This window comes from Pseudoalteromonas sp. SG41-5, assembly GCF_014164495.1.
In the GTDB taxonomy this organism is placed as follows: domain Bacteria; phylum Pseudomonadota; class Gammaproteobacteria; order Enterobacterales; family Alteromonadaceae; genus Pseudoalteromonas; species Pseudoalteromonas rhizosphaerae.
Genome location: NZ_JACJFH010000020.1, coordinates 12,632 through 30,854, shown reverse-complemented (window position 1 = coordinate 30,854; position 18,223 = coordinate 12,632). Strand labels below are relative to the sequence as shown.

Annotated in this window: 15 protein-coding genes; 12 read left to right on the top strand and 3 right to left on the bottom strand. The window is 39.9% G+C overall.

The genetic code is table 11. From position 1 onward, the window contains the following. The first annotated feature begins 79 nt into the window (after positions 1-79). Positions 80-475 (top strand): HIT domain-containing protein, encoded by a 396-nt coding sequence (locus H5232_RS07615; RefSeq protein ID WP_182718309.1) that lies wholly within the window; start codon positions 80-82, stop codon positions 473-475. Between the two features lie 135 nt (positions 476-610). Continuing rightward, on the top strand, positions 611-1,354 hold the full coding sequence (locus tag H5232_RS07610) for an ABC transporter substrate-binding protein (protein ID WP_182767646.1): 744 nt from the start codon (positions 611-613) through the stop codon (positions 1,352-1,354). A 67-nt stretch (positions 1,355-1,421) separates the two neighbouring features. On the opposite strand, the gene H5232_RS07605 is transcribed toward H5232_RS07610, so the two are convergent. Further along, positions 1,422-3,122, bottom strand: coding sequence for a dipeptidyl-peptidase 3 family protein (locus H5232_RS07605; protein WP_182830727.1), 1,701 nt, complete (start codon positions 3,120-3,122; stop codon positions 1,422-1,424). A 283-nt stretch (positions 3,123-3,405) separates the two neighbouring features. Here H5232_RS07605 and H5232_RS07600 point away from each other — a divergent pair, with 283 nt between their 5' ends. Beyond that, complete coding sequence (locus H5232_RS07600; protein WP_149981203.1) at positions 3,406-4,245, top strand: HDOD domain-containing protein; 840 nt, start codon at positions 3,406-3,408, stop codon at positions 4,243-4,245. Positions 4,246-4,311: 66 nt separating this feature from the next. Here H5232_RS07600 and rdgC read toward each other — a convergent pair whose 3' ends face one another. After that, the gene (gene rdgC / locus H5232_RS07595; protein WP_145241151.1) at positions 4,312-5,223 is read right to left on the bottom strand and encodes a recombination-associated protein RdgC; all 912 of its coding nucleotides are present in this window, start codon (positions 5,221-5,223) and stop codon (positions 4,312-4,314) included. Between the two features lie 122 nt (positions 5,224-5,345). Next, entirely contained in the window at positions 5,346-7,109 is a 1,764-nt protein-coding gene (locus H5232_RS07590) for a HAMP domain-containing sensor histidine kinase (protein WP_182718311.1), read from the bottom strand. Between the two features lie 281 nt (positions 7,110-7,390). Here H5232_RS07590 and H5232_RS07585 point away from each other — a divergent pair, with 281 nt between their 5' ends. The 9 genes from H5232_RS07585 (at position 7,391) to ribBA (ending at position 18,138) form a co-directional block, all read left to right on the top strand. Further along, a complete protein-coding gene (locus H5232_RS07585) occupies positions 7,391-7,756 on the top strand; it encodes a response regulator (protein ID WP_179959161.1) in 366 nt (121 codons plus the stop codon). A gap of 230 nt (positions 7,757-7,986) precedes the next feature. Next, a complete protein-coding gene (gene thrA, locus H5232_RS07580; protein ID WP_182739783.1) occupies positions 7,987-10,404 on the top strand; it encodes a bifunctional aspartate kinase/homoserine dehydrogenase I in 2,418 nt (805 codons plus the stop codon). Between the two features lie 9 nt (positions 10,405-10,413). Beyond that, the gene (gene thrB, locus H5232_RS07575; RefSeq protein WP_182718313.1) at positions 10,414-11,340 is read left to right on the top strand and encodes a homoserine kinase; all 927 of its coding nucleotides are present in this window, start codon (positions 10,414-10,416) and stop codon (positions 11,338-11,340) included. Positions 11,341-11,358: 18 nt separating this feature from the next. Continuing rightward, a complete protein-coding gene (gene thrC / locus H5232_RS07570; protein WP_182718314.1) occupies positions 11,359-12,642 on the top strand; it encodes a threonine synthase in 1,284 nt (427 codons plus the stop codon). A 735-nt stretch (positions 12,643-13,377) separates the two neighbouring features. Continuing rightward, positions 13,378-14,634: a serine hydroxymethyltransferase gene (gene glyA, locus H5232_RS07565; protein WP_145241140.1), complete on the top strand. Its 1,257-nt coding sequence runs from the start codon at positions 13,378-13,380 to the stop codon at positions 14,632-14,634. A 102-nt stretch (positions 14,635-14,736) separates the two neighbouring features. Further along, positions 14,737-15,186 carry a transcriptional regulator NrdR gene (nrdR, locus tag H5232_RS07560; RefSeq protein ID WP_016708083.1) on the top strand — a complete coding sequence of 150 codons (450 nt, stop codon included), beginning with the start codon at positions 14,737-14,739 and terminating at the stop codon, positions 15,184-15,186. A gap of 1 nt (position 15,187) precedes the next feature. Beyond that, complete coding sequence (gene ribD, locus H5232_RS07555; protein WP_182718315.1) at positions 15,188-16,330, top strand: bifunctional diaminohydroxyphosphoribosylaminopyrimidine deaminase/5-amino-6-(5-phosphoribosylamino)uracil reductase RibD; 1,143 nt, start codon at positions 15,188-15,190, stop codon at positions 16,328-16,330. Between the two features lie 12 nt (positions 16,331-16,342). Beyond that, positions 16,343-16,996 carry a riboflavin synthase gene (locus tag H5232_RS07550; protein WP_182718316.1) on the top strand — a complete coding sequence of 218 codons (654 nt, stop codon included), beginning with the start codon at positions 16,343-16,345 and terminating at the stop codon, positions 16,994-16,996. A gap of 29 nt (positions 16,997-17,025) precedes the next feature. After that, positions 17,026-18,138, top strand: a complete 1,113-nt coding sequence (gene ribBA / locus H5232_RS07545) for a bifunctional 3,4-dihydroxy-2-butanone-4-phosphate synthase/GTP cyclohydrolase II (RefSeq protein WP_145241135.1) — start codon at positions 17,026-17,028, stop codon at positions 18,136-18,138. Positions 18,139-18,223 lie beyond the last annotated feature (85 nt).

Genomic DNA, 18,223 nt, shown 5'->3' with positions numbered 1-18,223 from the left:
TAAAGCCAAGCGTGGGCAACTGCAACTAAATGCTATAAAGTAGCGAAAATGTAATGCACTTAATTTGTAAGGAATAAAAATGACCGTTGAATTCTCTTTAGCTCCAGAACTTGTACGTGATTGTATTGAACTGGCCGATTGGCCATTATGCAAAGTGTTACTTATGAATGATAGTCAATACCCGTGGTTTATTTTAGTGCCTCGTAAAGCTAATTTAAAAGAGAGCATTGATCTAAGCGAGTCTGAACAGGTATTGCTAATGCAAGAGTCAGCGAAGTTAAGTCGGCTACTCAAAGAGGTACTTAACCCAGATAAACTTAATGTCGCAGCGCTTGGTAACATGGTTCCACAGTTACATATTCATCATATTGCTCGCTATAAAACCGATGTCGCATGGCCTGCGCCAGTATGGGGTAAATATCCCGCAGTGCCTTATAGTGAAGAGCAATTGGCACGTTTAAAAACACATTTTTAATCGTGGTTGAGTGTTTACATAATAGAGTTTGATCACAGTATTATGATTTTTCGTTGGGTAAAAATAGACTATGCTTAGGGTCACTAAATCGTGGCTGTTTATTACACTCAGTATATAGGGATTGCAAACTAACTGATGAAAGCTTTTGTATTGTTTACCTTGCTAAGTGTATTTTCGCATCACAGTGCTGCAAATACATTTTACTTTGTTGGTACCACCTTTCCGTCGGTACTTGAAAAAAATGAACAAGGTCAAATAGAAGGCTTAGGCGCCGACATCGCAGGTGAAATTTGCCTGCGTTTAGGTTGCCAAATTAAAATTGATATTTTGCCTTTTAAACGGGCGCTAAAAATGGTTGAGCTTGGTAAGGCTGATGCATTTATAGGTCCTTATAAGTCGGCTATTAGAGAGCAGTATATGGTTTATAGTGAGGCTGCTTTCTATCAAGACCCGCTGGTTTTTTATGTCAAAAATAGTAATGAATTTCAGTGGCATAATAATTTAGAGACATTAAAAGAGTTATCGATAGGGTTAACCCGAGGTTGGAACTATAGTGACGATTTTGAGCGATATAAAAGTCAGTTAGAAATTTCTGAAGTGGGCACTGTTGAAGCCAGTTTTTTGCAATTAATTCATGACCGTGTCGATATTATAGTGACTCATCCAAGAGCCGCACAGCCCGTTATTAAGCAGTTAAGTTTAGCCAATCAAGTGAAACAGTTACAGCCGCCATTAATTGTTAATAAAGGCTACTTTGGTTTTTCAAAAAAACGTAATTTAAATGAGTTTATTACCTTATTCGATAAAGAATTAAATAATATGATTGCTAATGGTGAAGTAAAAAAAATGAGTGAAAAATATGGTTTAGCATTCCCGTAATAGCAATATTGAATTAAAAAAGGCGTTTTAGGTGAGCCCCTAAAACGCCTTTTTAGTATTAATTATATTACTCTAAACCTAACTCTTTCTTACCTTGTTTAAAGGTGACATCTACAGGGATATTAGCTTGGCTTAGTTTTTCTAAATCTTTAGCAAGTTCCACTTTGATATCACCATGTGTGGCAATCAGTTGATCAACTTTCTCATAATCACCATCACCTTGTAAGGTTAAGATCAAACCAGATAGCTTGGCCATTGCTTGGCCCATTTTTTCCATATTTACGCTGTAAAGGCCTTGCTCATTTTTAGAGAATGCACCTTCTTCTGCGAAAAAGTTAAAGCGGATCATATTTGCTTTACCATGGGCACTTGATGCGCCAAAACGCACTGAGCGGAAAATACCGGCCATAAAAGTGATGTAATAATCTTCAAGTGTTCCCTCAGTGATCTCACCTTTTTTGAGTAACTGCTCAACCATGTACAAGCCTAAGATATCGGCTTTGCCTTCTTCTAAAGCACTGGCATGTTCTTGTAAAGACTGACGAACAGTGCCTTTACCTGTGATAGTATTTTTGATCCCTAAACCATGAGCGACTTCGTGGAACATGGTATTGGCAAAAAATGCATCGAAAGTAATGTGTTTACGTTGCTCAGGAACAATTAACTGCTCAGCGATTGGCACCAATATTTTATCAAACTTAGCGCGCATAGCATTTTTCAGTTGTAAACGGCGAGTGCCTTTTTCAAGTTGTACTTGTTCGTCATTTGGTAAGTTAATGGCAATGGTTTTACTGCCAGCATTAGAATGACCTGCGTAGTAAACAACATCATATGCATTTAAGTCCGCATCAGAGCCAGGCACTTCTTGTTTGTATTTGGCATCAACAGGGAGGCCTTTTTGTAGCTCTGGTAAAAATGCTGCAAATTTTGCAAGACGCTCTGACCATGCTAAATCTTTCACTAAGACATACGATTCGAAGGCTGCGCGAGAGCCGAACAATTGATCTTCATAGGTTTCGATTGGACCAATAACGATATCGATCGGGTTGTTCTTCATGTCCATCCAAGCAAAGTCTGATGCTTGATAATCATCGTTTTGTAGTGCATCTGCACGTAAGTTCAGGTAACTAGCAAACTCTTTATCATCGGCAAGCTTGCTCGCCTCACGTAATAAGTTAGCTGCTTTTTCAAGCGCTTTAGCATATTCAACCGAATAGGCAACGCTATACAGCTTGCCTTGTTCATCTCGCTTAATGACTGAATACAGACCATTTTTATCTGCTACGTCAGCCTTGTTTAGCTCTTCTTTAGAGATATCGGCTGGATAAAATTGAGCTCCGGCTGTTTTATCTTCATAGCCTGACAAAAAGACTTGATCGCCATTTAATCTATCCCATGGTCCATAGTTAATATCGGCAAATTTTTGTACTTTAGGATCATTGATTTTGGCTAAAAATGCCGCTTTATCTTCACCAAATGCTTGGCGCCAGAATAGATCATCCATAATTTTAGACGCATCAATAAGTTTTGCTATTAACGCTTTTTGGTTGTCGCTTAAATGTGATAAATCAGTGGTTAAACTAAAATCGGTATAGATATCAAGGCGACTAGTGTCAGCGTTAATAAGTTGTGGGCCGCTATCTTGTACTTGCTTTGTAGGGGCTGCAGCAGCATTTGACGCTTTAGGTGCGCTGGCTTGATCTGAACATGCACTAAGAAAAACGGCACCGGTAAGAATAAGTGCTTGGCTAATTTTATTGAGAGTCATTATATTGCCTGTTAAAAAGTAAGTTTAATTATAGATACCCTTGAGAGGGTATTTCGCTTCCTTGTTATGCCAGCATTAAAGCAAATCTTATGCGCAAATAGCAAGTTTCCTGTGTTGTGATGGTCTAAGCGAAGGGATATAAACTGTAGTAGAAAAATAAACTAACATAATTTCTATAATTTCCTTAACTTTAGCGGTAACTTAGACAATACTGTATCTATAAGAAATAAACATTCCATGGTTTGGATGTATTAAAAAATCAATACAAAAGGATGGCACATTTATGTCAACAGAAAACGCACTACTGACCATTTTGGTTGATCGTATTAATAATGACACGTTAGTTTTACCAACCTTGCCTGAGGTTGCGGTTCGTGTACGTCAAGCTGCCGATAATCCAGATGTAAATTTAGCGCAAATGGCTGATGTGATCTCTCATGATCCGGCATTAGCAGCACGGATGATAAAAGTCGCAAATAGTGCTTTTATGGGGCGCACAGTTAAAGTTTCTAATATAAATCAAGCGGTAACGAGAATTGGTCTGCGTCAGATCAAAAATATCGCAACAGCAATGGCGATGGAGCAACTATTTGTTTCAAATAATGAGCTGATCAAAGGTTATATGGATAAGGCGTGGCAGAAAACTTTAAAAGTAGCATGTCACTCAATTACTGTGATGGAGTTTTTCCTTAAGAAAAACAAGCAGACCTCATTGAATCGTGACACCATTACACTCGCATCATTGGTTTATAACATTGGTGTATTGCCTATTTTGACGGAAGCGGAACGTCACCCAGAAGTATTTGCCAATCCAAGCTTTTTAGCGCATGCGATTCAAAAGCTTAGCGGTAAAGTAGGGGGAGCCATCATGCGCGCTTGGGAGTTTACTGATGAATTTGTTGAAGTAGCAGAAAGCTGGGCCAATCCTAACTATCGTCCAGAACATATTAGCTATGTTGATTTCATTCGTATCGGTGCGATTATGGAAGGTATTTTACAAGTATCTGATAAGTCAGCGGCATTACAAACTTACATTGATAAAGGTGTGATCCCATCACTGGATATTTTCTCAAGTGATGAATACAACGATATGCTTGATGATGTGAAATCAGTATTTAATTAAGCTAAGTCGTCAGTTAAAAAAAGCGCCAATAGGGCGCTTTTTTAGTATTTAAAACTTAGTCAAAATTTAGGCTAAATCTTCAACGTCACCTAAACCAGCCGTAAGTTCTTCTAGCATTAGCTTAATTTCTTCAGAAGCGAGAATAAAGTCAGCATCAAGTTTGACTAACATATCTTCTTTAGGGATGTCGGCGTTTTCTTCTTTTAATGTTTCAGAGTAGCTTAAGCGCTTAATAGAGCCATCATTTTGCAGCATGAACTTCAGGCGCTCTTGCCAATCTAGTGCAAGTTTAGTTACGCGTTTACCGCTTTCAAGGTGCGATTTAACTTCATCACAAGCTAAATCATGGCCTTTAAGCTTAACTTGAGCACCGCTATCGTCTGCTTCTTCAAGCTCTGCGTCAGAGCCTATAGCAAAGCCTTCAGGTGTACTGAAGTTAGTTAACCAGTCCGTTAAAAACACATCTAAATCATAGTTTGCAAATGCAGGAACTACCGGCAATGTACCCAATGATTTGCGCAGTAGTGCCAGTAACTCTTCTGCTTTATTAAAACTACCACTGTTAACGACTACCCAGCCATTTTCTTGGTCAATAAAGGCAAACTGTAAACTCGACTTTTTAAAGGCTTGCGGTAATAAGCTATGGAGGATATTTTCTTTGAGCTCGTCTTTTTCTTTTTTCTTAACAGGGCGATTTTCTTCGGCTTCGATAAGTTCTATTTTTTCAGCAACCATGTCGTTGATAACGGATGCAGGAAGTACTTTTTCTTCACGTTTAGCACAAACCAAAATACTCTTTTGTGAGAAATGAGAAAGGGTATCACCATGTTTACCAAAGGCTTTGGTCCAGCCAAATGTACTTAAATCTTGACTACCGCAAGGGCGAAATAAATCTTGCTCTAAGGCTTTCTCAAAGTCTTCTTGGGTGTACGACACGTCTTGCTTAAAGCGGTAACAAATAAGGTTACTAAACCACATAGGGAGATTGATCCATTCGGTAAATTTGCCCAATCATAACAATAAAAAGCTGATGCGCAAATGACTGATTGGCCAAACGTTTAGCAATTAAGCAAAGTGTTAGGCAAACAGTCTCGGCGCATTTAGTTATTAAATATAGACAAAGGTTTTGGCATGTCTTTAGGGAAACTAATATGATAATGCAAGCCGTTCCCCGGTGAGCTTGTCGCATCGATTTCGCCGCTCAAGGTTTGCTTAACCAAATTGAAAGTAATGTGTGTGCCCAGACCACTGCCGCCTTGATCGCGTTTAGTCGTAAAAAATGGGTCAAATAGTTTTTCAAGTTGCTGTTCGGTAACGCCATTACCATTATCTTTAAAGTCGATAATTACTTGGTCATCTTCATCTTTAATAGCAATGTCTATAATGCCATTGCTGACACCATCAAAGCCGTGGATCAATGAATTCATAATCAAGTTGGTAAATATTTGACTGATAGCACCAGCAGGTAGATTTAAGGTTAAGTCTACCGGGCAATCTAAATTTATATGATGGCTGGTATTTTTTATCTTAGGGTGTAACGAACGAATAATTTCACCAAGGTATTCTTTTAGGTTGATTGTGCGCACGGCTTCACTGGCTTGATCAACCGCAATTTGCTTAAAGCTGGCAACCAGCTCTGAAGCACGGTCTAGGTTAGTGGTTAATAGGCTAGTACTTTGTTTGGCATCATTGATAAACTCTTCAAGTGCTTTAGGCGAGAGTGTTTTATCTTTGTAAGCATTTTCAATTTGTATTAGGCGCTCTTGCAAAAAGGATGAGGCTGTAACTCCAATACCGACCGGGGTATTTATATCGTGGGTAATACCGGCGACTAAACCACCTAAAGCAGCCATTTTTTCTGAGCTGACTAAACGCTCTTGCGCCATATTGAGTTCATCAACATAGCGTTGCATTTCAGTTTGTTTGGTGAGCAGCTCTTGTTCAGTATGGCGACGCAAATCAACTTCTTCGGTGAGCGTTAGTTTTTGTTTTTCCAACTCGTATTTTTGTTGCTGTAAATCCATCATAGCTTGACTTAAATTTGATGTTTTACGTGCCACTTCTTGTTCAAGTTGTAGATTTTGCTGATCGAGCTTTTCGTTACTTATTATTAATGCTTTTTGAGTTTGTTCAAGCTCTTTGCGGTATTGCACAACTTTATCGATCAACTTATTGAATGATTGCTCCATTACTTTTAATTCGTTGTGCTCAGTTGTTTCAATTTCGATATGTTGACCTTCGAGGTCATCTAATTGAAGATCTTCAATTTGCTCTGTTAGTTGTGCTAGAGGTTCTGTGAGTAGTTTTCTAAATGCCATTAAGAATAAGATGATTAAAAATGTAGTTTTGATCATCGCATTGCCAATTAAAAAATAAATTGAGATCATAATGCGACTAAATACCACTTCTCGGCTCGAAAATAGCGTGACATCACCAACTTGGGTGGCGCGGCCAGAAAATTCAAAGATCAATGGAAAGGTATAACCGAATAAGCCAGATGGAGTATCTTCGATAATGGCTTCTTCTTGTACTAATTGTTGGCTGTATAGCTCGCGAATATCGAGTGAGCGACCTAATTGTGAGATTATTTCGCCGCTATCGTCACGCACAATAATACCTTCAATCATTGGAATTGCTAATAAGCCTTCTGCTGTGGTGATGGTTTGTTTAGTGTTTAGCTCCCAAATAGCACGGGTTAAACTACGACTAAATGTTTTTTGTAAGGTCGTCAGTTCGTCACGTATATAATCTTTCGTGTTTACATATTCTGCAATAACTTGCCCGCACGTGACTACAAAAGTTAATAAAAAGTAGACGGATAACACGCTGGTAAGTAGCTTTTTTGATAGGCTTTTTTGTAGCATCGGTGGCCTATAGCTCCTTTATTTTTTTCACAAAGCTTAATTAATACCCTAGCAACGAGTACACTCAGTACTAAAGTTAGCTAATAAATGTTTAAAAATAAATAAAATAATCTTATTTAACAGTACAAACATTGTTAATTTTCTTTTTTCAGCAAAAACTTAAGCTTATCGCTGTTAAATTTTTGTGTTATAAAATCACAACAGTATTATAACATTATTATTTACTGAGTGATTTGTTGTCTACTCAGTAATCTATTATACGTATTTTAGTTGTCTATATTATGAATTTTTCCGTACTGGTGTGTGATGATTCAACAGTAGCACGCAAACAAGTTATACGCTGTTTAAATGAGTGTATCGCAGCAGATATTATGCAAGCAAAAAATGGCCGTGAAGCGTTGGAGTTAATGCATATACATAACTTCGATTTACTGTGTCTTGACTTAACTATGCCCGAAGTCGATGGAGTACAAGTTCTTGAGAGTATTAAAGCACAAAAGATTGAATGCTTTGTGCTGGTTATCTCGGCAGATATTCAACTTGAAATGAAACAACGTGTCGCTAAGTTGGGAGCTATAGCCTTCGTTGATAAGCCGATAGATAAAACAAGATTAAATGAAATACTGCATAAATTCGGCATTCATTAGATTTCTTTATAATCAAAAAGCATAATTTATCTTTTTATTTGGGGTTGACAGAATAGGCCTGTTTAAGGCAGTCTAAGGGTTATGAAAACAAATAATCACGCATTGACCATTATTATTACAACCACCATTCTTACTGGATAGTGGCATAGGTCGGTGCAACAAATTTAAAGGCCTGTGTTCACAACGAACACAGGCCTTTTTTCGTTTTATGGGATGAGGAAACATAAAAAATGCGAGTATTAAAATTTGGTGGGTCGTCACTTGCTGACTTTGCCTGCCTACAACAGGTAGCACAGTTAGTTAAAGCACAATTAAAAGACGAAATGTTATTGGTGCTATCCGCTCCAGGTGGCATGACCGATTCATTGGTTGCACTGGCAAGCGCTGCTGAACAAGGACTTGATTATGATACACAGTGGCACGCATTAATTGAGCGTTGCCAAAGCTTAAAAGCAGCCGTAGAAGCTGAATATGGTAGTGTTCAAAACTGGCCTGATTTAAACGAACTGCAAAATAAGCTAGCGGGTGTCAAACTCATCCAATGTTGTCCAGATCAAGTGCGTGCTTATGTTATTAGTTTTGGTGAGCGCATCAGTGTATCACTGATGCAGTGTTTATTAAGCTCACATAACGCCCACTACCTCGAAGCAACCGATTGCATTGTATCAACTAATGGTCATATTGATGCGGAAGCTGATCTAGTGGCGAGTAAAATTCGTTTTCAAACGGCTTTAAAAGCTAATCCTGCGACTATTTATATTATGCCTGGCTTTACAGCTAGCAACGAACAAGGCCAGCTAACTACACTGGGACGTAATGGCTCAGATTATTCAGCCGCAATTGCAGCAGCGTGTTTAGAAGCGCAAGTATGTCAAATTTGGACTGACGTTGATGGTGTGTACAGTGCTGATCCGCGTTATATCAAAAAAGCCACTAAAGTTGATTTTTTATCATATAAAGAAGCGATGGAGCTTTCTTACTTTGGTGCCAAAGTTCTCCATCCTAAAACAATTCTACCGTGCGCTAAAGCTGGCGTGCCGTGTGAAATTAAAAATACCCATAATCCGGATGCACAAGGATCACTGATCAGTAATGATAATGTGTCATCGGAGCCGGTAAAAGCGTTATCTAGTTTACAAAATCTTGCGATGCTAACGGTTTCAGGCCCCGGCATGAAAGGTAAAGTAGGCATGGCATCAAAAGTTTTTAATGCCCTTGCTCACGATAATGTTTCGATTGTACTGATCACTCAATCGTCATGTGAATTTAGTATCAGCTTCTGTGTCCATGAATCAGATTTGCCATTGGCTCTTGAGGCATTGCAAACTGCGTTTGAGCTTGAATCACAGGCGGGACTAATTGAACCTGTACAGGTGCAGCGTAATTTAGCAATCGTTACTTTAGTGGGTGATAATATGCGCGCTCATAAAGGCTTAGCTGCTAAATTTTTCGCATCACTCGCCCAAGCACAAGTTAACATTGTCGCTATTGCCCAGGATTCAACTGAAAGTGCAATTTCAGCAGTGATTGACGGCGAGCTGTGTAATGATGCTGTAAAAGTGTGTCACGAAAATTTCTTCACTCATATCCCATCAATTGATGTATTTTTATTAGGCTGTGGTTTAGTTGGCCAAGAACTTATTAAGCAGTTAGAGCGTCAGCAAGCATGGCTTGAAAAACGTAATATCAAACTAAACTTATATGGTGTTGCTAATTCACGTCAATTACATCTTGATAGCGAAGGAATTGCTTTTGACGATTGGCAGCAAAAGTTGGCAGCATCAGAACAACCGTTTGACCTCAAACTGGTTGAACAATTTGTTAGGCAAAATCATTTAATCAATCCAGTGCTGGTTGATTGTACGTCTTCAGATGCTTTAGCGGCTCAGTATGTAGACTTTTTGAATGCCGGTTTCCACGTTGTGGCTGCAAATAAAAAAGCCAATACAAGTTCATATGCTTATTACCAAGATTTAATTACAGCAACGCAAAAAAATAATCGTAAGTTTTTATACGAAACAAATGTCGGTGCAGGTCTTCCAGTAATCGATAACTTACAGTCACTGTTTGGTGCTGGCGATGAGTTACTTGAATTTAGCGGAATTTTATCCGGTTCATTGTCATATATGTTTGGCGCATTGCAAGATGGTTTATCACTGTCTGAGGCAACCATTAAAGCAAAAGAGAGTGGTTTTACTGAGCCAGATCCACGTGATGATTTATCGGGCACTGATGTCGCGCGTAAGTTATTAATTATTGCCCGCGAAGCAGGTATGAAATTAGAGTTGAGCGATATCGAAGTTGAATCAGTGCTTCCTTCGGGCTTTGCCCAAGGTGATAACGTTGACGAATTTATGGCTAAATTGCCAAGTTTAGATGCTGCGTTTAATGACCGTATTCAAAGTGCCGCAAGTGAAGGCAAAGTGTTGCGTTATGTCGGTACTATCAAACAAGGCCACTGCAAAGTAGGTATTGAAGCGGTAGATGAAAAGCATGCTCTGGCTGTTATTCGTGATGGCGAAAATGCCTTAGCAATTTTGAGTGCATACTATCAACCACGTCCATTTGTTATTCGTGGTTATGGTGCCGGCTCAGCAGTGACTGCGGCCGGTGTATTTGCTGACATCTTAAAAACGTTATCGCGCTAGGAGAGTATAATGATCGAAGTATATGCTCCAGCCTCAATCGGTAATTTTGCAGTTGGTTTTGATGCCTTAGGTGCTGCGCTTGCTCCTATTGATGGCACGTTATTAGGTGATGTTGTTGCGGTAAGTCCTAGCGAGCTTGACGAATTTATATGCTCTGGCGATTACGCAGATAAACTACCAAGCGATGCCAGTGAAAATTTAGCGTATCAGTGTTTAGTGCATTTTCGTGAACATGTAGCGCCAACCATGCCAAGCGTTAAACTGGAATTAAAAAAGAACTTACCAATTGGCTCGGGTCTTGGTTCAAGTGCTTGCTCTGTAGTAGCCACATTTGCGGCGCTGGATCAGTTTGCAGGTACTGCACTGAGCCAAGTGCAGTTAATTGAATTAATGGCTGATTTTGAAGCGATTGTCAGTGGCGGTCGTCATTACGACAATATCACTCCGTGTTACTTGGGTGGTTTGCAGCTTACTGGTGATTTAATTCCAAATAAATCAATTGCTTTACCGGTTGATGAGCGTTGGTATTACGTAGCGGCTTTTCCTGGTTTTTCACTTAATACCGCCAAAGCGCGTTCAGTGTTACCAAAACAGCTAAGTATGCATGCGAGCGTTGAATTTGCGCAGCGCTTATCAGCGTTTAGTACTTTATTGTTAACTAGCCGATTTGATGAAGCACTCTCTATCATGAGTGATGAAATAGCGGAGCCGCATCGTGCGCCACTGATCAATGGTTTTAGTGAAGCTAAAGCGGCGCTGCCAGAGTTTGGTGCTGAGATTGTCAGTATCTCAGGTGCTGGTCCTACATTATTTACCGTGTGCAAAACGCTTGAAGCTGCACAGCAATGCGCACAGTGGCTTGAACAAAACTATATTAATGAGCAAGGCTTCTGCCACATTTGTAAACTCGATAACGCCGGCACGCGTCAGCTATAAGAATTTAAGGAACTAATAATGCAATTACATAATTTAAAAGATGATTCTCAAAAAGTGTCGTTTGTTGAAGCGGTTAAAACAGGTTTAGGACGTAATCAAGGAGTATTTTTCCCTGAATCGCTCGCGCCTTTAGCTGATGTTGATAGTTTACTCGATATGGACTTTGTTACTCGTAGCAGTAAGATTTTATCGCATTTGATTGGTGATGAATTACCTGCTGATACGGTTGCACAAATGGTGCAAAATGCCTTTAACTTTCCGGTTAAATTAGTTGAAGTTGAAGACAATATTTATTGTTTAGAGTTGTTCCATGGGCCAACGCTTGCATTCAAAGACTTTGGCGGTCGCTTTATGGCTGAGTGCTTGGCACAATTTAGCCAAGGTGAAAAAACCACAATACTCACAGCAACCTCAGGGGACACTGGGGCAGCTGTTGCGCATGCGTTCTATAACAAGCCAAATATTGATGTGGTTATCCTGTATCCAAAAGGTAAAATCTCATTAGCACAGCAAAAATTGTTTACTACTTTGGGTAATAATATCCATTGCTACGCTGTAGATGGTAGCTTTGATGATTGCCAAGCGATGGTTAAAAATGCCTTTTTAGATGATGAAGTTAAATCTCGCTTAGGTTTAAATTCAGCTAATTCTATCAATATAAGTCGCCTTGTTGCACAAGTATGTTATTACTTTGAAGCAATAGCGCAATTACCAAAAGAGCAGCGCGCCAAAGCACATATCTCAATACCTAGTGGTAACTTTGGTAATGTATGTGCGGCGATGATCGGTGCGGTGATTGGTTTACCGGTCGCTAAACTTAGCGCTACAACCAATCAAAATGACACTGTACCGCGCTTTATCCTTGATAAAAACTGGGCGCCTAATGCCACAATCGAGTCATTGTCTAATGCCATGGATGTGAGTAAACCTAATAATTGGCCACGTGTACAAACCATGCTTGATAACAAATGGTTTAGTTATGATGATTTTTATTCAACTAGTGTTGATGAAAATGATACCCAAGCAGTGATGAAAAAAATTCATCAAACAGGCTATGTTGCTGAACCACATACAGCGATTGCTTATCAGGGCCTAAAAGCTAACTTAGCAACTGATTCTGCTGGTATTTTTCTGGCAACAGCGCATCCGGCTAAGTTTAAAGAAAGTGTTGAAGAGATTTTAAATATTGAACTTGAAATGCCAAAACCACTAGCTGATGCATTAGCTAAACCATGCTTAGCCGAAGATATCGCAGATGATTACGATATCCTGCGTGAAATATTATTAGCTAAACTAGGTTAGTTTTTACCCGCTCAGTAAAACTAAAAATAAACGGCATATGTGAAAGCAATGTCGTTTTTTATTGCTTTAAATTGTACTTAATAGCAGTAATGGAAAATTAAACTATTGAACGTGAACGGCGGTTTAGAACTCGTAAACAAAAAATTAAAATGGCTATAAGGCAGATCATAATCCCTGCAAGTATAACTAATTCATTCGCTACCCAATGGATTAGGAGTAATCCGCACATAAATAAAATAAATGGTTTAAATTCATAATAATAAAAGTGTTTGTTAACTTTAATGCGATTTACTTTATGATCTTTACGCCGTGAATTTGAGCGTAATCGCCAAATGTTGGCACCATTGAAGAATAAAAAAATACCAATGGCTGTTGGTAAAACAGTGCTGAAAAGTAAAATGCAAAGTCCGCCAACAATGACATAACAATAAGGAATTGATTCGTAGATAGGTTTAGCTAGCATAGTAAATTAGTTCATCATCCATGATTACATTGGTATCATAATAGTGTAAACAATCGCGAATGCAACAGATTAAGGTATAAATAATGTAAATGTTATTTGCTTTTATTCATTAAAATTTCTGATGCTTTAATAAAAAAATATCATTACAAAAACACTGTGAATTAAATTCAATCCCTGTTTAAATATGTTCATCTTTACACCATAGGCAAATTGACGTTTTCAGCGTATAATTCAGCCTTCAAAATACCATACACGTTGCCCTAGGAGCCCCCATGTTAGAACGTAGCATGAATATTTCGGATTTCGATCCAGAGTTATTTGAAGCAATCACTAAAGAGACTGCTCGCCAAGAAGAACACATCGAGCTTATCGCATCTGAGAACTACTGTAGCCCACGCGTACTAGAAGCGCAGGGTTCACAGCTAACAAACAAATATGCTGAAGGTTATCCGGGCAAGCGTTACTACGGTGGTTGTGAGCATGTTGACGTGGTTGAACAACTAGCGATTGACCGTGCAAACGAATTGTTTGGCTCAGATTATGCTAACGTTCAGCCTCACGCAGGTTCACAAGCAAATGCTGCTGTGTTCTTAGCTTTATTAGATGCTGGCGATACAGTGTTAGGTATGAGCTTAGCTCATGGTGGTCACTTAACGCATGGTTCACATGTAAGCTTCTCTGGTAAGCTTTATAACGCAATCCAATACGGACTTGACGAAGCGACTGGCGAGATTGATTACGCACAAGTTGAAGCACTTGCACTTGAGCACAAACCAAAAATGATCATCGGTGGTTTCTCAGCATACTCAGGTATTGTTGATTGGGCTAAATTCCGTGAAATCGCTGACAAAGTAGGCGCTTACTTGTTTGTTGATATGGCTCACGTTGCAGGCCTTATTGCTGCTGGTGTTTACCCAAGCCCAGTACCACATGCACATGTTGTTACTACAACTACGCATAAGACATTAGCCGGCCCACGTGGTGGTTTGATTATTTCTGCTTGTGGCGACGAAGCTATTTATAAAAAGCTTAACAGTGCAGTATTCCCTGGTGGCCAAGGTGGTCCTTTATGTCACATTATCGCTGCCAAAGCAGTGGCATTTAAAGAAGCACTACAACCAGAGTTTAAAGTATACCAAACTCAAGTTGTGAAAAATGCTAAAGCTATGGTTGCAGTAATGCAAGAGCGCGGTTATAAGATCGTATCTGATAAAACAGAAAACCACTTGTTCTTACTTGATCTAATTGATAAAGACATCACTGGTAAAGACGCAGATGCGGCTTTAGGTAATGCTAATATCACCGTAAATAAAAACTCAGTACCAAATGACCCACGTTCACCGTTTGTAACGTCTGGTTTACGTATTGGTTCACCGGCAATCACACGCCGTGGTTTTAAAGAAGCTGAGTCTAAAGAGCTTGCTGGCTGGATCTGTGACGTACTAGACAACATCAACGATGAGTCAGTACAAGCACAAGTAAAAGAGAAAGTTAAAGCAATCTGTAAAAAATTACCTGTTTACGCTTAATTGAGTTACAAACAGTAATTTAGATCACAATAGCCTAGTTTTTTGCTATTATAAAGGCCGCCTAAAAGCGGCCTTTTTTGTTTTTAACGGAAGCTGATACCTATGCATTGTCCATTTTGCACCGCAAAAGATACCAAAGTGATTGACTCGCGTTTAGTGGGAGGTGGCCACCAAGTAAGGCGACGCCGTGAATGCAATGAATGTCATGAACGCTTTACTACCTTTGAAGGTGCAGAGCTTGTAATGCCTCGGGTGATCAAACAAGACGGTAGCCGTGAACCTTTCAATGAAGATAAACTCCTTAATGGTCTACATCGTGCATTAGAAAAACGCCCCGTCAGTACCGAGCAAGTTGATGAAGTGGTCAATATTATTAAATCGCAATTACGTGCCACCGGCGAGCGTGAGATTTCCAGTCACCTGATTGGCGAATGCATTATGGAAGCGTTGAAAAAACTTGATAAAGTCGCTTACGTCAGATTTGCATCGGTATACCGTTCATTCGAAGATATTCGTGAATTTGGTGAAGAAATTGCCCGTTTGGGAGAGTGATATGAACCAATATCAGTTTAGCGAACAAGATTTCTTTTATATGACCCGAGCGATTGAGCTTGCCAAACAAGGACGCTTTACTACCACCCCAAACCCAAATGTTGGCTGTGTATTAGTAAAAAATGACGTTATTGTTGGTGAAGGTTTTCATCAAGTTGCCGGCCAAGGCCATGCTGAAGTGAATGCATTAGCAATGGCGGGTAGCCAAGCCTTTGGCGCAACTGCTTATGTCACGCTTGAACCTTGTAGCCATTTTGGTCGCACACCGCCGTGTGCCGAAGGTTTAAAAGCTGCTGGCGTGGTAAAAGTAATTGCTGCTATGGTTGATCCAAACCCGCAGGTAGCCGGTAAAGGTTTAGCTATTTTAGCGGACGCGGGCATTGAGGTTGCGTCAGGTTTGTTAGAACAACAAGCAAGGCTGTTAAACCGTGGCTTTTTAAAGCGCATGGAGCAAGGTATGCCATTTATTACCTGCAAAATGGCCGCAAGCCTTGATGGTAAAACGGCACTTAAAAACGGTCAAAGTAAATGGATAACGGGCCCTAAGGCTCGCCAAGATGTGCAACTACAGCGCGCACAAAGCTGCGCTATTTTAACCGGTGCGGACACAGTATTAGTTGATAATGCAAAACTCAATGTTCGTGTTGAAGAGCTGCCAGAGCCGTTACCAACGCAATTACCTGTACGCCAACCTGTACGTATTATTATTGATTCACAAAATCGTTTAACACCTGAGCTAGCATTATTTAGCATTGCCAGTGAAGTAATTATTCTTACCACTGAACTTGATAAATCACAGCAATGGCCTCATTACGTAAGCCATATTGTAGTACCAGAAAAAAATAATAAAGTTGATTTAGTGGCTGCCATGAAACTTCTAGCGCAGCAACAGTTTAATCATATTTGGTTAGAGGCAGGGGCAACCTTAGCGGGCCAAATGACTGAATGTAATTTAATTGATGAATATATTGTTTATCTGGCGCCGAAGTTGTTAGGGAATGACGGCAAAAGCTTACTAAACTTTACAGAGCTGACAAGTATGCAGGACGTTGTTAATTTATCAATTAATGAGAGTGTGTGTATCGGTGACGATATTCGTATCACGGCGACACCACGCAAAGCCTCATCTAAACCAAATAACTAAAGAGTAACCACTATGTTTACTGGGATCATCGAAGCGACGGGCACTATTAGCGAGTTACAACAAAAGCAAGGCGATTTAGCTATCCGCATTAAAAGTAATAACCTTGATATGGCCGATGTAAATTTAGGCGATAGCATTGCAACTAATGGGGTTTGCTTAACGGTTGTGGCCAAGCACAGTGATGGATTTAGCGCTGACTTATCAAATGAGACGATCAGTTTAACGGGATTTGCTCACTATAAACAAGGGCAAACTGTAAACCTTGAGAAAGCCATGCAGCCAGTATCTCGTTTAGGTGGTCACTTAGTTTCAGGGCATGTTGATGGCATCGCGACTATTACCGCAATTACGCCTAATGCGCGTGCCGTTGAGTACTGGTTAAGCACCGATGTAGAACTAATGAAATATATTCCTTATAAAGGCTCGGTATGCATTGATGGTATTAGCCTAACAGTAAATGCAGTAGCAGATAATAAATTTAAACTGACAATTGTGCCGCACACTAGTGAGCAAACAACTATTGCTGATTTTAAAGTAGGCACGCAAGTGAACTTAGAAGTAGATCAAATCGCGCGTTATTTAGAGCGTTTGATCAAAGGGGCAGAGCAGCCAGCTAGTTCAGATATTTCGATGAGTTTACTCGCCCAAGCCGGTTTTATTAAATAAACGCACTCCACAACTTACACGAGCAGATTATGAATTTACACAGCGCACAAGAAATTATTGATGACATTAAAGCCGGTAAAATGGTTATTTTAATGGATGATGAAGACAGAGAAAATGAAGGCGATTTAATTATCGCAGCCGAGCACATTAGTGCTGAAGCGATCAATTTTATGGCCACTCATGGTCGCGGCTTAATTTGCCTAACAATGACTCAAGAGCGCTGTGAGCAACTTGATTTACCATTAATGGTAAAAAACAATGGTGCGGCATTTTCGACTAACTTTACGATGTCGATTGAAGCATCGAAAGGTGTGACTACGGGAATTTCTGCTGCAGATCGCGCTCGTACTGTGCAAGCTGCGATTGCCAAAGGTGCTGTACCAAGTGATATCGTTCAACCTGGGCATATCTTTCCTATTATGGCACAACCAGGTGGCGTATTAACGCGTGCCGGTCACACTGAAGCCGGTTGTGATTTAGCCCGCTTAGCCGGTTTAGAGCCTTCATCAGTAATTGTGGAAATTCTTAATGCTGATGGCACCATGGCGCGTCGTCCTGATTTAGAAGTATTTGCTGAGCAACATAATATCAAAATTGGCACTATTGCTGATTTAATTGAATACCGTAACATGAATGAAACCACCATTGAGCAAGTGGCAAAATGTAAGTTGCCAACCGTACATGGTGAGTTTGATTTAGTTACTTATAAAGATACCATTGACGGCCAGTTACATTATGCGCTGTTAAATGGTGAGGTTAAAACGAATGAACCAACCTTAGTACGGGTTCATTTAAAAAGTACCTTCAATGATATTTTGTTATCTGATCGCAGTGCCGATAGAAGCTGGGGCTTGTCAGATGCGATGGCTTATATTGCAAAGCATCAAGGTGTGTTAGTTATTCTAGGTAAGCAAGAATGCACCGAAGAACTAGAAGCGACAGTCAAAGCGTTTGCTGCAGAAGATGCTGGTGAGACGGTCGCGCATCGTAAATTCCAAGGTACTTCACGCACCGTAGGCGTAGGGTCACAAATTTTAGCTGACTTGGGCATTGAAAAAATGCGTTTGATGAGCTTGCCTAAAAAGTACCATGCGTTATCGGGCTTTCACTTAGAAGTGGTTGACTACGTAGAGCCACAATAAGCACAACGCTTAAACTAGGCTATTATTTTATTTATATGGTATGATACGCAGCAATTTTTGCGCAATCGCAACCGCTTGAACTTAT